Origin of the sequence: Sphingobacterium sp. UBA865 (assembly GCF_002295765.1) — a bacterium.
GTDB classification, from domain to species: domain Bacteria; phylum Bacteroidota; class Bacteroidia; order Sphingobacteriales; family Sphingobacteriaceae; genus Sphingobacterium; species Sphingobacterium multivorum.
The window spans coordinates 20,635-37,247 of sequence record NZ_DBGB01000015.1 but is presented as its reverse complement, the minus strand read 5'-3'; the positions used below and the strand labels follow the sequence as shown (position 1 = coordinate 37,247).

The 16,613-nt window shown below is 42.2% G+C and carries 17 protein-coding genes and 1 tRNA gene; 7 read left to right on the top strand and 11 right to left on the bottom strand.

What is annotated here, in order from left to right:
• Positions 1-113 precede the first annotated feature (113 nt).
• Together B2O97_RS08280 and B2O97_RS08275 are read left to right on the top strand one after the other, a co-directional pair.
• The gene (locus B2O97_RS08280) at positions 114-677 is read left to right on the top strand and encodes a porin family protein (protein WP_070567354.1); all 564 of its coding nucleotides are present in this window, start codon (positions 114-116) and stop codon (positions 675-677) included.
• 155 nt (positions 678-832) lie between these two features.
• A tRNA-Pro gene (locus B2O97_RS08275) sits at positions 833-906 on the top strand.
• A 160-nt stretch (positions 907-1,066) separates the two neighbouring features.
• Here the strand turns inward: B2O97_RS08275 and B2O97_RS08270 are convergent.
• The 3 genes from B2O97_RS08270 to B2O97_RS08260 all read right to left on the bottom strand — a co-directional run bounded on the left by B2O97_RS08270 (position 1,067) and on the right by B2O97_RS08260 (position 2,904).
• The gene (locus B2O97_RS08270; RefSeq protein ID WP_083296025.1) at positions 1,067-1,273 is read right to left on the bottom strand and encodes a DUF1398 family protein; all 207 of its coding nucleotides are present in this window, start codon (positions 1,271-1,273) and stop codon (positions 1,067-1,069) included.
• A 179-nt stretch (positions 1,274-1,452) separates the two neighbouring features.
• On the bottom strand, positions 1,453-1,638 hold the full coding sequence (locus tag B2O97_RS08265; RefSeq protein WP_139145029.1) for a hypothetical protein: 186 nt from the start codon (positions 1,636-1,638) through the stop codon (positions 1,453-1,455).
• A gap of 399 nt (positions 1,639-2,037) precedes the next feature.
• A complete protein-coding gene (locus tag B2O97_RS08260) occupies positions 2,038-2,904 on the bottom strand; it encodes an SDR family oxidoreductase (protein WP_070567358.1) in 867 nt (288 codons plus the stop codon).
• A 113-nt stretch (positions 2,905-3,017) separates the two neighbouring features.
• Between B2O97_RS08260 and B2O97_RS08255 the strand changes: the two genes are divergently transcribed.
• A complete protein-coding gene (locus B2O97_RS08255; protein WP_070567360.1) occupies positions 3,018-3,353 on the top strand; it encodes a winged helix-turn-helix transcriptional regulator in 336 nt (111 codons plus the stop codon).
• Positions 3,354-4,708: 1,355 nt separating this feature from the next.
• Here B2O97_RS08255 and B2O97_RS08250 read toward each other — a convergent pair.
• Positions 4,709-5,152, bottom strand: coding sequence for a winged helix-turn-helix transcriptional regulator (locus B2O97_RS08250; RefSeq protein ID WP_239468724.1), 444 nt, complete (start codon positions 5,150-5,152; stop codon positions 4,709-4,711).
• Between the two features lie 49 nt (positions 5,153-5,201).
• On the opposite strand from B2O97_RS08250, the gene B2O97_RS08245 reads away from it, so the two are divergent.
• Positions 5,202-5,897, top strand: a complete 696-nt coding sequence (locus B2O97_RS08245) for a nitroreductase family protein (protein WP_070567362.1) — start codon at positions 5,202-5,204, stop codon at positions 5,895-5,897.
• Between the two features lie 213 nt (positions 5,898-6,110).
• On the opposite strand, the gene B2O97_RS08240 is transcribed toward B2O97_RS08245, so the two are convergent.
• Together B2O97_RS08240 and B2O97_RS08235 are read right to left on the bottom strand one after the other, a co-directional pair.
• Positions 6,111-6,554 carry a nuclear transport factor 2 family protein gene (locus B2O97_RS08240; protein WP_286767242.1) on the bottom strand — a complete coding sequence of 148 codons (444 nt, stop codon included), beginning with the start codon at positions 6,552-6,554 and terminating at the stop codon, positions 6,111-6,113.
• 132 nt (positions 6,555-6,686) lie between these two features.
• Positions 6,687-7,724 carry an NADP-dependent oxidoreductase gene (locus B2O97_RS08235; protein ID WP_201303494.1) on the bottom strand — a complete coding sequence of 346 codons (1,038 nt, stop codon included), beginning with the start codon at positions 7,722-7,724 and terminating at the stop codon, positions 6,687-6,689.
• 126 nt (positions 7,725-7,850) lie between these two features.
• Here B2O97_RS08235 and B2O97_RS08230 point away from each other — a divergent pair, with 126 nt between their 5' ends.
• The 3 genes from B2O97_RS08230 to B2O97_RS08220 all read left to right on the top strand — a co-directional run bounded on the left by B2O97_RS08230 (position 7,851) and on the right by B2O97_RS08220 (position 9,387).
• The gene (locus B2O97_RS08230) at positions 7,851-8,192 is read left to right on the top strand and encodes a winged helix-turn-helix transcriptional regulator (RefSeq protein WP_070567366.1); all 342 of its coding nucleotides are present in this window, start codon (positions 7,851-7,853) and stop codon (positions 8,190-8,192) included.
• A 370-nt stretch (positions 8,193-8,562) separates the two neighbouring features.
• The gene (locus tag B2O97_RS08225; RefSeq protein ID WP_070567368.1) at positions 8,563-9,003 is read left to right on the top strand and encodes an Hsp20/alpha crystallin family protein; all 441 of its coding nucleotides are present in this window, start codon (positions 8,563-8,565) and stop codon (positions 9,001-9,003) included.
• An 81-nt stretch (positions 9,004-9,084) separates the two neighbouring features.
• Positions 9,085-9,387, top strand: coding sequence for a hypothetical protein (locus B2O97_RS08220; protein WP_112374265.1), 303 nt, complete (start codon positions 9,085-9,087; stop codon positions 9,385-9,387).
• Positions 9,388-10,092: 705 nt separating this feature from the next.
• Here B2O97_RS08220 and B2O97_RS08215 read toward each other — a convergent pair.
• From B2O97_RS08215 to B2O97_RS08195, 5 genes are all read right to left on the bottom strand, one after another.
• Positions 10,093-10,623 (bottom strand): FecR domain-containing protein, encoded by a 531-nt coding sequence (locus tag B2O97_RS08215; RefSeq protein ID WP_070567372.1) that lies wholly within the window; start codon positions 10,621-10,623, stop codon positions 10,093-10,095.
• Between the two features lie 66 nt (positions 10,624-10,689).
• Positions 10,690-10,962, bottom strand: coding sequence for a sigma factor-like helix-turn-helix DNA-binding protein (locus B2O97_RS08210; protein WP_139145030.1), 273 nt, complete (start codon positions 10,960-10,962; stop codon positions 10,690-10,692).
• Positions 10,963-10,995: 33 nt separating this feature from the next.
• Entirely contained in the window at positions 10,996-11,217 is a 222-nt protein-coding gene (locus B2O97_RS08205; RefSeq protein ID WP_070567376.1) for an RNA polymerase sigma factor, read from the bottom strand.
• Positions 11,218-11,783: 566 nt separating this feature from the next.
• Positions 11,784-13,355: a RagB/SusD family nutrient uptake outer membrane protein gene (locus B2O97_RS08200; RefSeq protein ID WP_286767241.1), complete on the bottom strand. Its 1,572-nt coding sequence runs from the start codon at positions 13,353-13,355 to the stop codon at positions 11,784-11,786.
• A gap of 180 nt (positions 13,356-13,535) precedes the next feature.
• Positions 13,536-16,520 carry a SusC/RagA family TonB-linked outer membrane protein gene (locus B2O97_RS08195; RefSeq protein WP_046674242.1) on the bottom strand — a complete coding sequence of 995 codons (2,985 nt, stop codon included), beginning with the start codon at positions 16,518-16,520 and terminating at the stop codon, positions 13,536-13,538.
• Between the last annotated feature and the right edge of the window lie 93 nt (positions 16,521-16,613).

Below are 16,613 nucleotides of genomic sequence, written 5' to 3'. Positions count from 1 at the left end.
CACTAAAGGTAAGTCATCTATTTTATAAAATATTTTTTTTCTAAGGGTATACAGTTTTTCCGTTGTCATAAAGGAAAGAACAATATACAATTGATAACAAAAATAATTTGACAATGAAAACAACATTCAAAGTAGCCCTGCTGAGATTGACATTATTGGGATTAACAGGTACTACACAGGCACAGGACATCACGTATGGGCTGCAAGTCGGAAGCAATTATCATATGAGTTCCTTTGGCAATAAGTCTGTCAAAGATAATAACGGCAAAGTTGGCGTATCAGTTGCAGGATTTGCACGTATTGGAGATCGTGTATTCTTTCAGCCTGGAATCGGTGCCAGTCTTTTACGCAAAGCATATAACTTCGAAAACGGACAGAAAACGCCTAAATTTTATCAGATCAATCTTCCCCTTCAAGTAGGGTATAAATTTTTGGAAAATGGCGACTTCAACCTCCGGGGACTATTGGGCCCTCAGTTAAACTATGATGTTAAAACAGTCAAGTCGAGTGCAAATACCGATTATAAGAAATTTTCATTTGATGGTCGTGTGGGTATTGGTGTAGACATCAGTCACCTCACCTTAGATGCTTATTATAGCCACGGTTTTACGAGTGTAGACAAAACCTTAGATGCAAAAAATAAAACAATCGGCATTATGGTCGGTTATAAGTTCTAAGCAGCATCTCGTAGTACACAAAGCGCCATTCTAAAAATCGAATGGCGCTTTTTCGTAATTATATTTTATTTTTTGTCAATAATTATTATTTTAGCGCTACCAAAAATTATTCTTAATCATGGTCCTATTCATAGCGGCCGTTCGATCAGAATAAACGGGATGTAGCGTAGCCCGGTATCGCGCCAGCATGGGGTGCTGGAGGTCGTAGGTTCAAATCCTGCCATCCCGACTTGATTATCAAGGACTTATGATCTAAAATCTTAAGTCCTTTTTTGTTAGGTCTAACATGGGTCTAACACTTTCTTTGTCTTTCCGTGAGTTGAACTAGATTTGAGTTTTTCGTTTTGTGTAATTTATTAGTTTTTATTCTGCATATATTTCAATCTGTTTTACACGTGCTTTGCCGCTTGCTCGCAAAACGTCGAAAAATCAGTTTGGCCTTTCTGGTGAATCGCAATAATATAACGTAATTTCTCCGGAGAAGCATCCGGGTTGATGGGCTTAGGCTCATAAACGGCTGGCGCAGCTATCTGGTATCCGCTTTCACCATAGTACGTAACTGTACCGTCAGTGACGCTATAGTTATAATTTTCAATCCAAGCGCTTTGATTTCGTGAATGTAGCGTGGAAGTCGGCGCCGCTTTTTACTTTGGCATGAGCTGCCTTTATTTGTTCGAGTGTGAATCCTTTTGCTGCTGAGTTTTTTTCCACTGTTTTTTGAACTTTAAAGGGGGGATACCGTAACGCTTAGTATCACCCCGGTTAACAATTGTTCTTATAACCGTGCACCCCACGTCTTGGAATATAGGCAGACGATTGTCCCTGCCGGAGCTTCGGTTTGGGCCATTGAACTGAAATCCAACCACCAAGCGGTATTGGGTAACACATGATAAACCTGGGCAACTTCAGCGCGTGAGATAGCCAAATGACGCTGCAAGGGACTTTTCCTAAACTTTATCACATATCCGCCAAGTTGCGGCTAAGAAGAGGCAATTTAGTAAACTTATCGAAGATCAGCCTGCTGGCTAAAACTTTCTGAGTTTAGTTTTCTACCGCCACTTTGTGATCTTGACGGTGGTCCCTTTCCCTAATTCGCTGTTTATCTCGGACCGATCTGAAAATCTCTTTGCGCCGGGAAACCCGATGCAAAGCGTTTTGCCGGTTGAGTACCCCTGCTCCATCGCAAGTTCCACATCCGGAATTCCACGGCCTGAATCAACAAAGATGACGTTAACTCCCTGCCTAGAGTTATGCGAAATCAATTGGATTTGGACAGTGCCTCTGCCTCCATATATAAGCATATTATTATGCGGGAGCGGTTCTATAACCGGCACTTCCACAAAGGATTTGCTTCTACCAATTAACTGTATATATTTTGCAGAAATTCTTTTAGGCTGACCGGGCTCCTCCCTAGTAGTCGCTTCACATCGCTTTTATTCGTATCAAATTCACCTCTAGCAATCGCTCCACAGAACCTTGCAATGTACGCTGCATCATCTTCAGAAAGACCGGCCTGTATAAGCTGTGCAACATATGCACTTACGTCCGGCTGGTGATAAGCTAATGTTTTTCCGGAAATGTCTGATAGCAGGTCAGCAATCTCTGCGAAGGAAAAGGCGGTTTCTGAGGCGATGATATATTCTTTGTTTTCATGACCCGGAGTAGTCAATACAACAGCATTTGCTTCAGCCATTTCGCTTATTGGTAAAAAGGGAGTTTTGCCATCTCCTGCAGGGATAGAGATTCCATTATTCAATATATCCTTTCCTACAAGGAAGGGAATCATGTCAGCATACATTGTGTTGTTCATTAAAGTGTAGGGGATACCTGTTTGTCTTAAATAATCAGCTGTATATGCATGATATCGAACCTCTCCACCCATGATACTTTGCTGTAAATTCTTCATGTCAAAGCTCGTATAAATAATATGGCCAACACCAGATTCATTCGCCGCATTGATCGCATTTTTGTGCTGCTCAAACCTTTTGCCTATATCTGATGAAGAAGACACCAGCAGCAGCTTGTCGACGCCCCGAAACGCACTTTTTAAAGACTCCAAATCCTGATAGTCGCCAAGTTTGATTTGAAGTCCTTTTGATTTTAATTCTGCCGCCTTGCTTTCATCTCTGACTAACGCAGTAATGTTGTTTGGGGCTATACCCCTGTTTAATAATGAATCGATGGTGGCTTTACCTAAATTTCCTGTTGCACCGGTTACTAAGATCATATTTTTTTGTTTTTAGATTAATTATTTTTGTCAGGTAAAGAAACAAATTTGATTTTGAAAAATTACCCTTGCTGCGGGTAACAAGACAAAAAGCGGTAACCTAAAAGTGACTAATGGAAAAGGAATTAGAACATGATGACTGTCCTGTTACAGCGACGATAGCCTTATTCGGAGGGCGATGGAAGCTGCCGATTTTATATATACTTTCAAAAAATACCAGACGTTTTGGCGAAATCCAGGTTAGGGTACCCTCTATTTCAAAAAAGGTGTTAACTAATCAATTGAGAGAGCTCGAAGCCGATGGCCTGATCAGCAGGAAACAGTACAGGGAGCTGCCTCCCCGGGTAGAATATACGCTCACTGATTTTGGAAAAACCCTTTGCCCTTTGTTGATTGATATAGCAGCCTGGCAAAGAAAAAGCATGGACACGCTTACCAAGGTGAAATAAAGCTTTCCCGTGAAGTCGTAACCAAAACGCCTAATCAACGTGATTATGAAGTACTGTTTTGGATAGATAAGGATAAAACGCCTAGGTAATCACTAAACCATTGCACCATCCCTAAAAGCTATTAAGCGAAGACGAAACTATCCTATTTGCCGTCTAAAAAATCGGGTGAATACAATGTTTGCCCATGTGAGCGGGCAATATCCTGAATGCGTTTAATCGCTTCCGCATTCGTTGGAGGCGGAAATTCTCGTGCGGCTACTGGCTGCCCAATCTCTAAAAAAATCTTCTAAACCTGCTGGCACTACAGTACGGAGCAACTTAGCTACAGCATCGCTCACATTTTTGGAGTAATGCACAGCGCCGCCCTTGGGAATGAGTACGAAAGCGCCTTTCGCGGCGGTATATACGTAGGCCTAAGAGTGTACTTCAATCTCACCTTCCACGATATAAAGAGATTCAAAAAAGTCGGCATGTGAACTTGGGCTAGGACCATTTTGCGGAGGAACCAGCATTTCTATACCTATTCCGTTACCTGTTTTCAGTTTTTACCTTCGAGGCATTGAAAGTGAAGTTATGATTTGTGATACAGGGAAATGGGCACTGACAGAGCCTTATATAGGGTTATTTTTACCCTTTTTTTACCATAAAGCCGAAGGTTTCAATCTAACTCAGTAGTCAATTTGGCCCTGAACAGGGTGGTCAACCACCATACGCTCCTTTCTTCAATTCCGGTGTTGTAACCGCTTGTTTTTGGCGCAAGACAAAGCCGGTGCCCTGCGTCAGGAATCAGAAAAAACGAAAAACATGAGATGCGTTAACGGCTTATTGCTGCCGAATTTTCATTTGAACTGTCAATTTTTCGAGGGGAAAGAAGTGGTACATGGTTTGCCTGCGGCTTTCTTTTCCAACTCTACCCGGCATTCCGCCTGGTTTGATCACTGCCGGCGTCCTAACGATATTGTTTGCGGCGCAGGTATTCTTCAACCCTGTATTGGGTGCCGTGACCATTGACCTGGACGGCAACGGCCTTTATATTCACCGGTATTTTTAATGGTCTTCTGGCCTTCAGGTTGAAGGATGCCAACGATTTTTTTAAACGTCATTCATTATCAAACTGATTGTTGCTTCAGGGCGTTACAACTTAGCCTCCTTAAATTTGAGCCGAATAGAAGTAGTTCGCCGGAATAGCCGGTGTGATCAGAGGTCGCATCAAGTCGGCCTTTGATCACACCAGCCGCTCCGGCAAAGCCCGATATCTATGTCCACTCCATTCTCATTTTTAAAATGTGTACGAGAAAGCTTTCTATACGACTGGGTTATTAATAAATGAGTTTCCTTTTCATCTGTAAATTCAATTACCGGTCTTGCTTGTGCGAGTCAATGATGCGTTTCCTGTGTTGCAATCCCCATTCCGCAATACTGTCAGTCAGGCTCTTCAGCGTCATTCCATAAGGCGTTACATCGTAGGTTACAGACAGCGGTTGTGTTTGAGATACCTCCCTTTTAACCAGACCGTTTGTTTCAAGATCTTTTAATTCCCGGCTAAGTACCTTCCCTGCAATGCCATTGATATCTCTTAGAAGTTCCGAATACCGCATCGGCTTATAGCCAAGGCGTGAGAGTATCGATATTTTCCATTTGCCGCTTAAGATATCCATCGTGTCATCTATTGCCCGTATCTTTTTAGCACACTCACTGTCTATAAACCGTGATTTAGTTTCAATTTCCTTTTCCATAAATTTATATGGATACTTTTTTGTCACATAGGTTACCTCAATGTCACAGTTACTTTTTGTCACAAAGTTACAATATAACAGCGATCGCGCTACCTTTACTCAAAAATAAAATATGAGTTTACTTAATGATTTACAATGGCGCTATGCCACCAAAAAGATGAACGGAACCAGGGTTCCGGAGGAAAAAATTAATTATATCCTTGAAGCCGCCCGGATGGCGCCATCCTCTTCAGGTCTTCAGCAATACAAAATAATCGTCATTTCTGACAAAGCATTACTGGAGAAGATCAAAGGTGTCGCTTATAACCAAAGCCAAATCACCGATTGCTCCCACTTACTGGTGTTTGCCGCATGGGATCATTATGACGATGAACGTATTTCGAAAGTATTCAACTATATCATGGACGAACGCGGGCTGCCGCACAGTACGATGAATGCCTATAAAGAGACAATTATGGACCTTTATGAAAAATCAGGAACGGAATGGCAGGCGCATCATGCGGCAAAACAGAGTTACATCTCATTTGCAATCGCGATTGCGGCAGCAGCAGAACAAAAGGTTGATGCCACGCCTATGGAAGGCTTTATACCAGAAAGACTGGACGAGCTTTTAAAGTTAAAGGGTACCGGTTACAAAAGTACGGTGATCCTACCATTGGGTTACCGGGATGGAGAAAACGACTGGTTAGTCAATATGAAAAAGGTACGCACCCCTAAAGAGGAATTCATTACGGAGATGACCATTACAGACGCAGTGGACACAGTTGAGCCAATGGCAGAAAATCTTGAGGCATTCGTGCAGAAGTAATTGCCAACTGTTTTTGATATTAGAGAGGCTGCCGAACAAGCAGCCTCTTAACACCTCACAGGACATCATCGTAGTGAGTCAAAATCATCAGTACCCTATCTCAGTCTATCTATAAAGCTATTTTCAGTTTTCATTCTCTTACTGTAAACTTCCATAAATTATGGTGGATTAAGCCGGCTTTGCTTCTTAACGCTAATTAGATGTTTTGCTTGATCATTGATAAACCTCAGATTTATCCTGCCAGTTAAAAGTTCCTGTTCGCTCAGCAATAAGCCAGCGGTTACCATCACGTACATAATCATCCTGGTAAACCGCCCCAATGGTGGTTTTAATTCTTTTGCTGTTCTCTGTGCCAATCAAAGTAATGGTACAGTAACATGTTCCTGAGGCCTTATCGCCATCTATGCTTATAATGTGCTGTCCGTTAAAATGGTAAACAGTTTCGTAATCCTTAAGGAAATTACCAAACGCTGCTGCCATTTCCCTCCGGCACCGCAGTTTTAAGATAGAAGTTCCGCCGGCAAAAGTTTCTGACAACGCATCTTCCGAAAATAGCTGGACCTGCGCGTTAAAATCCTTTCTGTCGCCCAAAATTGAAACCCTGTCTACGAGCTCCTTTATCAATAGCCTGTCTTTTAATTGTTCAAGATCCTTCATGGTCGTTATAAAATAAATAAGTTTTTTAGGGTCTTATACCGATTAGAATTAGAAAAGGCTATCTGTAATGGATAGCCTTTTAATGGGACTCGCTGTAGTGCTTTGACCCCAACCTAGCGAGCCTTTATCTTTCTAGGCCACGGTGAGCACAATCTTACCCTGGATACTTCCCTGAGCAGCTCTTTCGTGGGCTTTTCGGGCATCGGCAAGCGGGAAAACACTATCAATGACGACGCGTATCGTACCGTTGTCAAGTAATTTGGCTACTTCTGCCAATTGCGCACCATTCGAACGGACCTGGGTGGTGGACATCGTCACACCAAGCTGCTCAGCCTCTGCTCCACCGGACGCGCCGAGCCCGAAAATGGGAAAGAGTGCGCCGCCCCGCCTGAGCGTACGTAAAAAACGACTAGTCGTTGGGCCGCCAACCGAGTCGATGACCAGATCAACGCCACGCACCTCATCCTCGGGTACGGTCTTGATATAATCAATGAATTCGTCAGCGCCAAGATCACGCAAAAGTACTTCATGCTTACCAGATGCCACCACGATCACGTAGGCCCCTTTCCATTTGGCGAGTTGCAGGGCAAAGTGGCCGACACCGCCGGCCGCACCATTGATGAGTACTTTTTTGCCCTCAAGCGGCACCGGTTCATGTTGCTTCGGCTGAAGCGGATTGGGTACATTATGCCCCTGTTCAATCATGAATTGCCAGGCGGTGAGCAGAGACATAGGAGCAGCGGCCGCATGGATATGATCGATAGCGGCCGGCTTAAGCGCTACCTGCGATGCGGGCGCGGTGATGTATTCGGCATAGGCACCACTTTCTACAGAGAGACCCTCCGGAAAACGAACCATCGAGTAAACTTCGTCCCCGACGGCGAAGTCCCTAACATCATCAGCCACCGCCTCTACCACACCCGATACATCTGTTCCCAGAATAAGCGGGAAGTTCCCCTTTGGCCTCCACTCAGGAGGAAGCGATTTAAACCCGTCACGCAGGTACCAGTCGGGCGGATTGAGACCAACCGCGTGAACCCGAATGAGCACTTCGCCCTGCTTAAGCATAGGTATCGGAGCGTCCTCATAAAGGAGAACTTCAGGACCACCAAACTCGTGCTGACGGATCGCCTTCATTAAGCCTGATTTGTTTTGTGATTTTAATTCCATTTTTCTGCTGTTTGATGTGGACAATATTAAATTTTTCCAATACTTTTGTCAAGTATGTACTTATCTGTATCTTACCTACCAAAAAGTATGTATTATTGATTATCAAAATGTTGTAAATAAATTAACATGAAAAAAAATGCAGAAATTCCTGAGTGTATACAAAAATGTGGAGTTGAATATGCTTTTAAACGCATCGGCGGGAAATATAAAGGTCGCATTCTCTGGCATCTGGGCATGCGACCGGTATTGCGGTATGGAGAGTTGAGCAGAACCCTCCCTGATATCACTACCAAGATGCTTACGCAAACTTTGAGAGAGCTGGAAGAGGACAAGCTCATCATCCGGAAAATGTATCACGAAGTGCCGCCTAAAGTGGAATATTCATTGAGCGAAACCGGCCTGGAGTTGATGCCCTTTATAGAGCATCTTCATAACTGGGGAAAGAAACAACTTGAAAAAGAAGGATAGGATAAGAGGCCGCAGGGTACAATTTTCCTAACAGCATGCTGCCGTAGTTTCTAAAAACCCGAGGCGCTGCTTGAGCCATAACCGTAAAAGCCTGTCTCGTATTTTGTTTTTGTTGATGATCGTTAGTTGCGTTATTTAACTATGTAAAGTTGTCAGACAGGATGAAAAAAATTCAGTTTCAAATGGCCTAAAGCTGTTATTTTGCTATTGAAAAAGCCATGCGAAACAGTTAAAATATAGCATAATTGCTGTTTTTTAAACATTTTTTGTACAACCATTTCGGATTGGCATGCTGCTTGACTAATCGTTCACAGAACTTCGGTTCTTAAGTTTAATTGATTCATTAATTGTTTAAGAAAGGAAATAAGTTATGTCATTGGTTAAATTTAATTCAGATCGAAAACAAAATGCGTTAATGCCAGGCTTTAACGACATCTTTGAATCTTTTTTTAATGATTCTTTCTTATCGGACCGTATGGTGACCCGTGTACCTGCGGCTAACATCAGCGAAACCCCTGATGAATACCATATCGAACTTGCCGCTCCTGGCCTGAAGAAGGATGATTTCAAAATCAATATCGATCATCAGGTGCTGAACATTTCTGTAGAACAACGCAGCGAGAACACCGAGAACAGTAAGAAATACAATAAGCGCGAATACAGCTATAGTTCTTTCGTGCGTTCTTTCACCTTGCCTGACAGTGCGGACGACAGCCGCATCGAAGCAAGCTATACCGACGGCGTTCTGAAGATCAATGTGCCTAAGAAAGAAGAGGCCAAATCGGTGACCCGTCAGATCGAGATCAAATAAGGTTGAATTCTCCGGAGTTTACGGGCTGTCCGAAAGGGCAGCTCGTTTTATATCCCGCTTTATCAAAGGAGTTTGATCGGCATGGCAGGCAGCTATCATATCAGTCTCGAACTGAACACGCTTTTCGGAATGGAAACGATAGGTTCTCTGGAACTTGGCACAGAAAAGGATTTCGCTGCTCAGGTATTTGAGGAGCTGCATGGAGATGACCAGGTCACCGGGCAGGGATCATTTACCTTGATATTAACAGCATGTGAAGACGGCGTAAAACTGCCATTAACCATGAAGCGCTGCAACTCGGATGAACTCGCCTGGAACGTGAAACTCATCGCCCGCGAGCTCTTTAAGAAATATAACCTGGAAGCAGATGATCCGGACAACTAATATTGTATTGAAATCGATGTAAAAAAGTGACGATAAATATTTTTCAGGAGGTACAACAATGTTATTGAACAAACGTCCCCCTTTTAAGTATCTGTTCAACAAGGTCAGGTCTGAACTGATCTACATTACTATAACCACGATCCTCGTGTACGGGCTTACCAGGGCATACGAACATTTGATCCCGGAGATCCCGCTTACCATCATTAACAGGAGTCTTCGCATACCGCAATTTATAGAAATTAGTAGCCAGATTTAAAGTATATCAGAAATGATACCTAAGTAATTAGTTCATCTTAAAGTGCTAACGAATTTCCTTCCGATAGAATATAAACACTCCTGACCATTGCAACGCTTAAACAACCAGAGTTGGAAGCAGGGAATTGTCAAGGGCAACGGTGATAGCCGTTGTTTATACACCCTTGACGGTTTTCCTGCGTAGCTACGTTTGTAATGGCGGTGCAGTGCCCTTCTTTCTATAATACGTAGGGAAGGCAGGCGTATATGAGGTACAAATATTTGCCTGCGTGCGGCGGCGAGGCGGGCTGCGCAATGAAACCCGGCGCAAAGTGTGTGGTGCAATGCAGCAACCTGCCTCAGCTGCTGGCCTTGCCTCCTAAAGCTCAGTTTTCTTTCTCCTGAACATGCCGCTGCCAGTACTGCTCCAATATGCGTTTGTCCCTGCCATTCGCATGTTCAACTGCCGCATTATAATCCACGATGAATTCTGTTCCCAGCGCAGTTGGTCATCAACGTACCGCTTTCGACGATGAAAGGTTTTGAAGGATCTTTCGCTACTTTAAAACTGACCCTTCCACTGAATAATTTAACCCGTCTAAAATCAAGATCCGGTTTTATGCCCAGCTGAATCAGTGCCCCGGGTTCCAAGGTTAAAATCGAATGGTCCGCTGCAACAATTTCTTTAGGCTGAGCAGAAGGGTTGTAGTAAATTTCATGAATGAAACTCGCTGTTTGTAAAGGTTCATCAGTTGATGTGCTCAAAAGATTGGTTAAGATGAACAGGAAACCAAACAGTATGAATACAGTAATGATTCTCAACAGGCTATCACCACCACGTTTTGACTTATTTTCCTGATTGATATAGGAAACCCAGTCATCTTCTGAAATGAAATCATCCAATAAGGTCGGATCATCATTCAGCCATTTGAAGACAAGTTTCGCTTCCTCAGCAGAACATTCATTCGCCAGGAATTTATTTAATAAGGATTTGCGATTCATAACAGTTTCTATCCTTTTAGCGGGATAGGTATATAACTGTTATACGAATAGTGATGGGCTTGTCCCCTAAGACAACTTAAAAAATTTTTTAATAAATTTCAGACCAATGCTAACGTGGTTTTCTACCGTCTTCGGGGAGATAGACAATTTGACGGCAATTTCTTTATAACTCAATTCCTCAATTTTATGGAGATAAAAGACCTGTTGCCGCATAAAAGGCATTTGTGTAATCAGCTCTTTTACGTATTCTAACTCTCCTTTATAGGCAATTTGTCGTTCAAGATCTTCATATTGGGTCAGTACAAAAGGTTTCTCAAACTCTACATATTTTCTATTCAAAGCACGCCGCCGCAACTCATCAATTAATTTTGTTCATGCAATCTGAAAGAGCTGGGTACTGAATTGGATTTGCTGATTCGCATGATTCTTGCGTTCCCAAACAATTAGAAAAGTCTGCTGGACGACATCTTCGGCCAGATTCGAACATTGGGTCTTCTGATACAGAAAATAGTACAATTTCCTGTACCAATAACGATAAGCTAAAAAAAACTCCTTTTCGTTAGTCGGTGCCCGCTGTAGGATTTTATCCATCATAATCTACATTTAGATAGTCTTGTTTCAATGCTGTTATCCTCTTTCCAAAGAATATCGAAATTGGTATCTGACAGAATTTCAATTTGATCCATCAAAATGACCCATGCTTTTTGGCTAGTTATCCACCTCTAAAGTGATTATTTTTTATCAAAAAAACAAGATAATATTTTCGATAAGGCCATCGCCTCAATCTCCATTTTAAGCGCTTTCTTTCATAAAAGCTACTTTGCCGATAGGCAACTTATGGGTCCTGTTTTCTTCTCTTGTATTTTTTAGGCGCAGCAAGTTCGTTTCAACTCGTGACCAAATTAGTCCTTTTAACAGTGCTTGTTCAGTGATTGCTCAGTGATTGCTCAGTGTAAACTGAATAAACAATGACTGATTACTGTCTAAAAATTGATTAAAAATTGTGAAGAGGTATAAGTTGGTATTAAGATAGATTAGTTTTAATCACTATATAGAAAAAAGAAGGTATTTAGATGATAAGAAAAATCACTTGTCATCTAAATACCTTTGCACTAAAACAAACACCGTGAAACTGCTTGTTTTATGGATATCAATAAAATCTAGTATCCTGGATTTTGTTTTAAATTTGGATTGACAGCAAGCTGTTGACTCGGAATTGGATAAACCAATGTTTTCGGGCTGGAATCCGCAGCTTTTTCCTGCCAGGCTAATAAAAACTTACCAAAGCGGATCAAATCCTGTCTTCTCCAACCTTCCCAATACAACTCACGCGCACGCTCGTCTAATATATTATCAAGCGTCAACGCTGTCAAGTTATTCACACCACGGTTTGTCCGAATAGTGTTAACTAATCCAAGTGCCTCTGTTGCAGTTCCGGTTCCGCCTCTTAATATAGCCTCTGCTTGCATCAACAATACATCGGCATAACGGAAGACTACCCAGTCGTTATTTCGTTGACCAGTGACAGCATAATCAAAGGCATACTTCATTGGACGGATACCCGCTGTTTCCAATGTAGCTCCAGAGGTCCGGATGGTCACTTCACGCGTGAAGACCAAAGGTGCATTCGCTGGATTTCGCGCCATCAATGGTTTGTTTGTACTCCAATTGTATTGCTGTCCTGCAAAAAAACCTACATTTTGACGTTTGAATTCTTTTGTTCTGTTAGAAGTCGTATCAGCCGGATAATTATAGTAAATTCCTCTTCTTTCATCGGCATCCGAAAATTTATCGTAATAATCTGATAATGTACACCAACCGTTCCAGCCCCCAGGTCTCATATTATAATGCGCAATAGTATTCCAGGTACGATCCACATTTCCACCTCTATCGCCATTTTTATTATATAAAGTGAAAATATTTTCGGTAGACTTTTCGTCATTATCGGGCGCGAAATTATCAAAGTACTTGCCCTTTGCAGAAACAGTATAGGATCCCGAAGCCGTAATTTCCTTGGCTAAGGCCACCACTTTATCCATATCTTCGGCAGCAAAAGAAGGAGCTTGTCTGTTTAAAAATGTTCCCTTATTCAAATAAATCTTCATCAGCAATGCTTTTGCCGCATTTTTATTGGCTACATAGGCTGCTTTCGGACCGTTTGCAGGCAAACTCGCTATAATTTCGTTGAGATCCTTCACGATATAATCAATAGCCGCCTGTGGCTGTAACACCTCTGGTGCGATTCTAAAATCTTCAAAAGAGGCTCCTTCCCGGACGGGTACTACGCCATAGAGATCCAACATATCGAACATGACCAACGCACGAATAAACTTCGCTTCAGCACCTTGCTGTGCACTCGGATTATACCGCAACACATTACCCGCATTATAGATGGCTGTACCAAGACTTACAAATGTATTGTTCATATAACCATTATCAGCATTCCAGGTATGTAAATGGATCGCACGATGCATCCCATTATCATCCCAGTCACCTCCCCGTGTAGGAGCCATAGCAGCATCTGTGGATATTTCCTGCATCACCCAGCGCTGTTCCTGCTGATAAGGGGTATTCAATGAATTATAAGCTGTGATCAACAAGCTTCCAGGATCCACATTGGATGTCCCCTCTTCCAATTCTCCTTTAAATTCCTCCTTTAGTTTAGTACAAGAAAATGTACTTGTTACAATGGAGCCAATTATTCCGATATATAATAAAGTTCTTAATTCCATCTTTTTCATCCGTCTAAATTTGATTATTTATTCATCCATTTTGACTGTAAGGCATTCATACTGCCTTTAGTGTTTCATTCGTAATGAGGCGATCAGATTTATTCATTCACTAATATGAATATGTTTAAATCAATCTTAATACTCTCCTCTTTTTATTATCTAATGATCTACAGTATACGCTTAAAGTGAGAAGTTAACCCCCAATAGGATATTTCTTGCCGGTGGATATGGTAAATATTCGATACCCAACGAAGGAATACCATTTGTTGCACCATCTGTATTCACCTCAGGATCAAACCCTGTATACTTCGTGATGATGAAAAGATTCTGTCCAGTAAGGGATACATTTAAATTCTTCAGTGTTCTGCCTACATTTCCAACACGATAGCTTAAAGTAAGATTAGCCATTTTTAGATAATCACCTTTTTCAAGGAATCGCGTCGAAGGCGCAGCCGAATTGGAAGTAGACTCTTTTACAGCTGTATTAAAGAATGCTGAACCGATATTCCGTGATGACAAATTGCTCAATCCCAAAGTTGTCGCTGCCGTATTATTGAATAGATAATGTCCAAAAGCGCCATTCATATTGGCAGCCAAAGAAAACTGTTTATAATTTACATTGGTGGAGATACCCAATAATGTGGTTGGATTTGGACTGTTCATATAAAACTTATTAATTGCAGGATCGTTGGCCGTACTGATACTACCATCCTGTCCACGGTACATGCTCATTCCGGTTTGCGGGTCGATACCTTGGTAATCGGCCAAATACCATACATTCAATGGCTGGCCATTGACCATTCGTTGTCCCAATACACCAGAAAAACCTTGTCCGCGGAGTGCTCCTGTCTCATAATAACCAACAAGGCCACTTACACTATTCTTAAGAAATGTTGCATTACCTGTCAAATCCCAAGTCCAATTGTCATTTTTAATAATTGTACCTGTCAACGCGACCTCTACCCCTTTATTGACAATCTCACCGTCCAAATTTACCCAAATACGTCCCGCAGGAGCTGGCTGTGCAAGCGTTTGCTCAAATAGCGCATCTGTGGTCTTTTTATTAAAATAATCAATGGATCCATATAGACGGTTGCCCCAGATTCCGAAATCTATACCCGCATTGATCGTCGTCGAAGTTTCCCATTTCAAGTCAGGATTTCCATAGTTAGCCTGGCTTACACTCTGATTACCGAAGACCAATCTATTCAATGAGGCACCAGAAGGGAATTCTTGGTTACCTGTTTTTCCCCAACCCAATCGCACTTTCAATTGGTCAAAGATACCGGAAGACTTTAAAAACTCTTCCTGATTAACATTCCAGGCTACGGCCAACGAAGGGAACATGGCGTATTTGTTGTTTGAACCAAATTTCGTTGAACCATCCCTTCGCACTGTTGCAGTGAATAAATAACGGTCTAAGTAATTGAAGCCGCCCCGTAAAAAAAGCGATTGCAATTGGTTTGTTGGACTTCTATACGACGATATTTCACGCGTGGAAACAGGCGTATATTGTAGATAGTCAAAATAATCTAACCCCAGGTAGCGAAATCCACCGCCAAAGGAAATGTTATTATTATAATTATAATCCAAATACTCGTAGCCTGCTACTGCATTGACACTCCAATCTGAATTGATTTGTTTATTGTAGGAGAGCATATGCGTCATTTGCAAGTTGGTTTCCCCGTTATTGGAGATAAAAGCCTGCTCATTGTTCACAGCAGAAGGATCAATAAGCCCGGCGCGGTACATACCCTCGCGGTTTCCTGTTTGTCGCATCGCACTATAAATAAAGCGATACTCTAAATCATCTGTAATTTTATAATATGGCGCCAAATTGACCACCATTGTATTGGTTGTCGCCAAGTCCTTAAAGGCTTCAATGCTTGTCAATGGATTTCGTGTGGTTGAACTCACAAAGGTCAAATTACCTTGCTCATCGCGTAATGGTCGCGTTGGATTCCATTGCAGTGCTTGGGAAATCACATTTCCTTCAGAACCTACCATCGCATTGATCGGTGCGTATTTATTATCCATTTGCGTCAAAAAGACTGCAAAATCCAATCCCAATCGTTTGTTTTCCAAAAAACGGAAATTCCCGTTAAAATTGGCTGTATATTTCTTCAGTTGTGAGCCACGAATAATACCATTTTGGTTTAAATACCCACCCGAAAGACGGTATTTACCATGTTCGGTTCCGCCCGCCACGTCAGCATAGTAATTTTGCGTGATGGCTTTTCTTGTGATTGCTTTAAAAGCATCCTCATTACCACCAAAATCAGCATTTGCCACTTCAGATGGTGTATAATATTTCAACGCCTCTCTGAATCGCGCTGCATCCAATACATCAGGATATTCCCGCATGGTAGAAACACCTGCAGAGGCTCCCACAGAAACCTCGGGCTGTCCTACTTTACCTCTTTTCGTGGAAATAATGACTACACCATTTGCCCCACGTGATCCATAAATTGCCGTAGCCGAAGCATCTTTAAGGATGTCCATACTAGCAATGTCACCCGGATTTAAGTAAGTTAAAGGATTTCCTCTGTCGGAAGAAAAACCTCCTCTTCCTTCGGGCAGAGGGGAGTTGCCCGACATCGGCACACCATCGAGCACAAATAACGGGTTGTTACTGGCGCGGATCGATGAATTCCCACGAATACGTACTGTGGTTGATCCCCCAGGTTGCCCCGTATTGTTAATCACCATCACCCCTGGTGTCTTTCCTTGTATGAGTTGGTCGGGACTGGTCATGATCCCCTTATTGAAGTTTTTTGCTCCAATAGTGACCATAGACCCCGTTAGATCTTTTTTACGGGCCGTACCATAACCGATCACAACGACTTCATCTAAGCCCTGACCGGCACTAGGTTCAAGCGCTACCGTGATATCGCTCCCCACAATAGGTACTTCTTTTAAAGTATATCCGATAAAGGATACTTCCAGCGTTTTAGCTTCACTGGGAATAGTCAATGTAAAGGAACCTTCCGTGTCTGTTGTGGTAGCCGCGGTACCCCCTTTTACTTTGATCGTAGCTCCTGCCAATGGACTTTGAGTCTCATCTACAACCTTCCCCTTCAAGACTTTCGTCTGGGCAACTACAATAAAAGATACAAGCAGAAATGTGAGCGTCATTACGCATTGTGCAAGTAGTTTATTTTTCATACGCTTTTTGATTGGTGGTTTAATTGATTTTTTATCGTGTGCAATAGATACACAGCTGATAATAAGTGATTTTTAATGGTTTATTTTTAGTCC

Coding starts and splice junctions, on each gene's coding strand:
- B2O97_RS08225 (WP_070567368.1), top strand. CDS start 8,563: ATGTCATTGGTTAAATTTAATTCAGATCGAAAACAAAATGCGTTAATG.
- B2O97_RS08235 (WP_201303494.1), bottom strand. CDS start 7,724: ATGGAATTAAAATCACAAAACAAATCAGGCTTAATGAAGGCGATCCGT.
- B2O97_RS08240 (WP_286767242.1), bottom strand. CDS start 6,554: ATGAAGGATCTTGAACAATTAAAAGACAGGCTATTGATAAAGGAGCTC.
- B2O97_RS08260 (WP_070567358.1), bottom strand. CDS start 2,904: ATGATCTTAGTAACCGGTGCAACAGGAAATTTAGGTAAAGCCACCATC.
- B2O97_RS08205 (WP_070567376.1), bottom strand. CDS start 11,217: ATGATGGATAAAATCCTACAGCGGGCACCGACTAACGAAAAGGAGTTT.
- B2O97_RS08200 (WP_286767241.1), bottom strand. CDS start 13,355: ATGGAATTAAGAACTTTATTATATATCGGAATAATTGGCTCCATTGTA.
- B2O97_RS08255 (WP_070567360.1), top strand. CDS start 3,018: ATGGAAAAGGAATTAGAACATGATGACTGTCCTGTTACAGCGACGATA.
- B2O97_RS08215 (WP_070567372.1), bottom strand. CDS start 10,623: ATGAATCGCAAATCCTTATTAAATAAATTCCTGGCGAATGAATGTTCT.
- B2O97_RS08220 (WP_112374265.1), top strand. CDS start 9,085: ATGGCAGGCAGCTATCATATCAGTCTCGAACTGAACACGCTTTTCGGA.
- B2O97_RS08280 (WP_070567354.1), top strand. CDS start 114: ATGAAAACAACATTCAAAGTAGCCCTGCTGAGATTGACATTATTGGGA.
- B2O97_RS08195 (WP_046674242.1), bottom strand. CDS start 16,520: ATGAAAAATAAACTACTTGCACAATGCGTAATGACGCTCACATTTCTG.
- B2O97_RS08230 (WP_070567366.1), top strand. CDS start 7,851: ATGAAAAAAAATGCAGAAATTCCTGAGTGTATACAAAAATGTGGAGTT.
- B2O97_RS08245 (WP_070567362.1), top strand. CDS start 5,202: ATGAGTTTACTTAATGATTTACAATGGCGCTATGCCACCAAAAAGATG.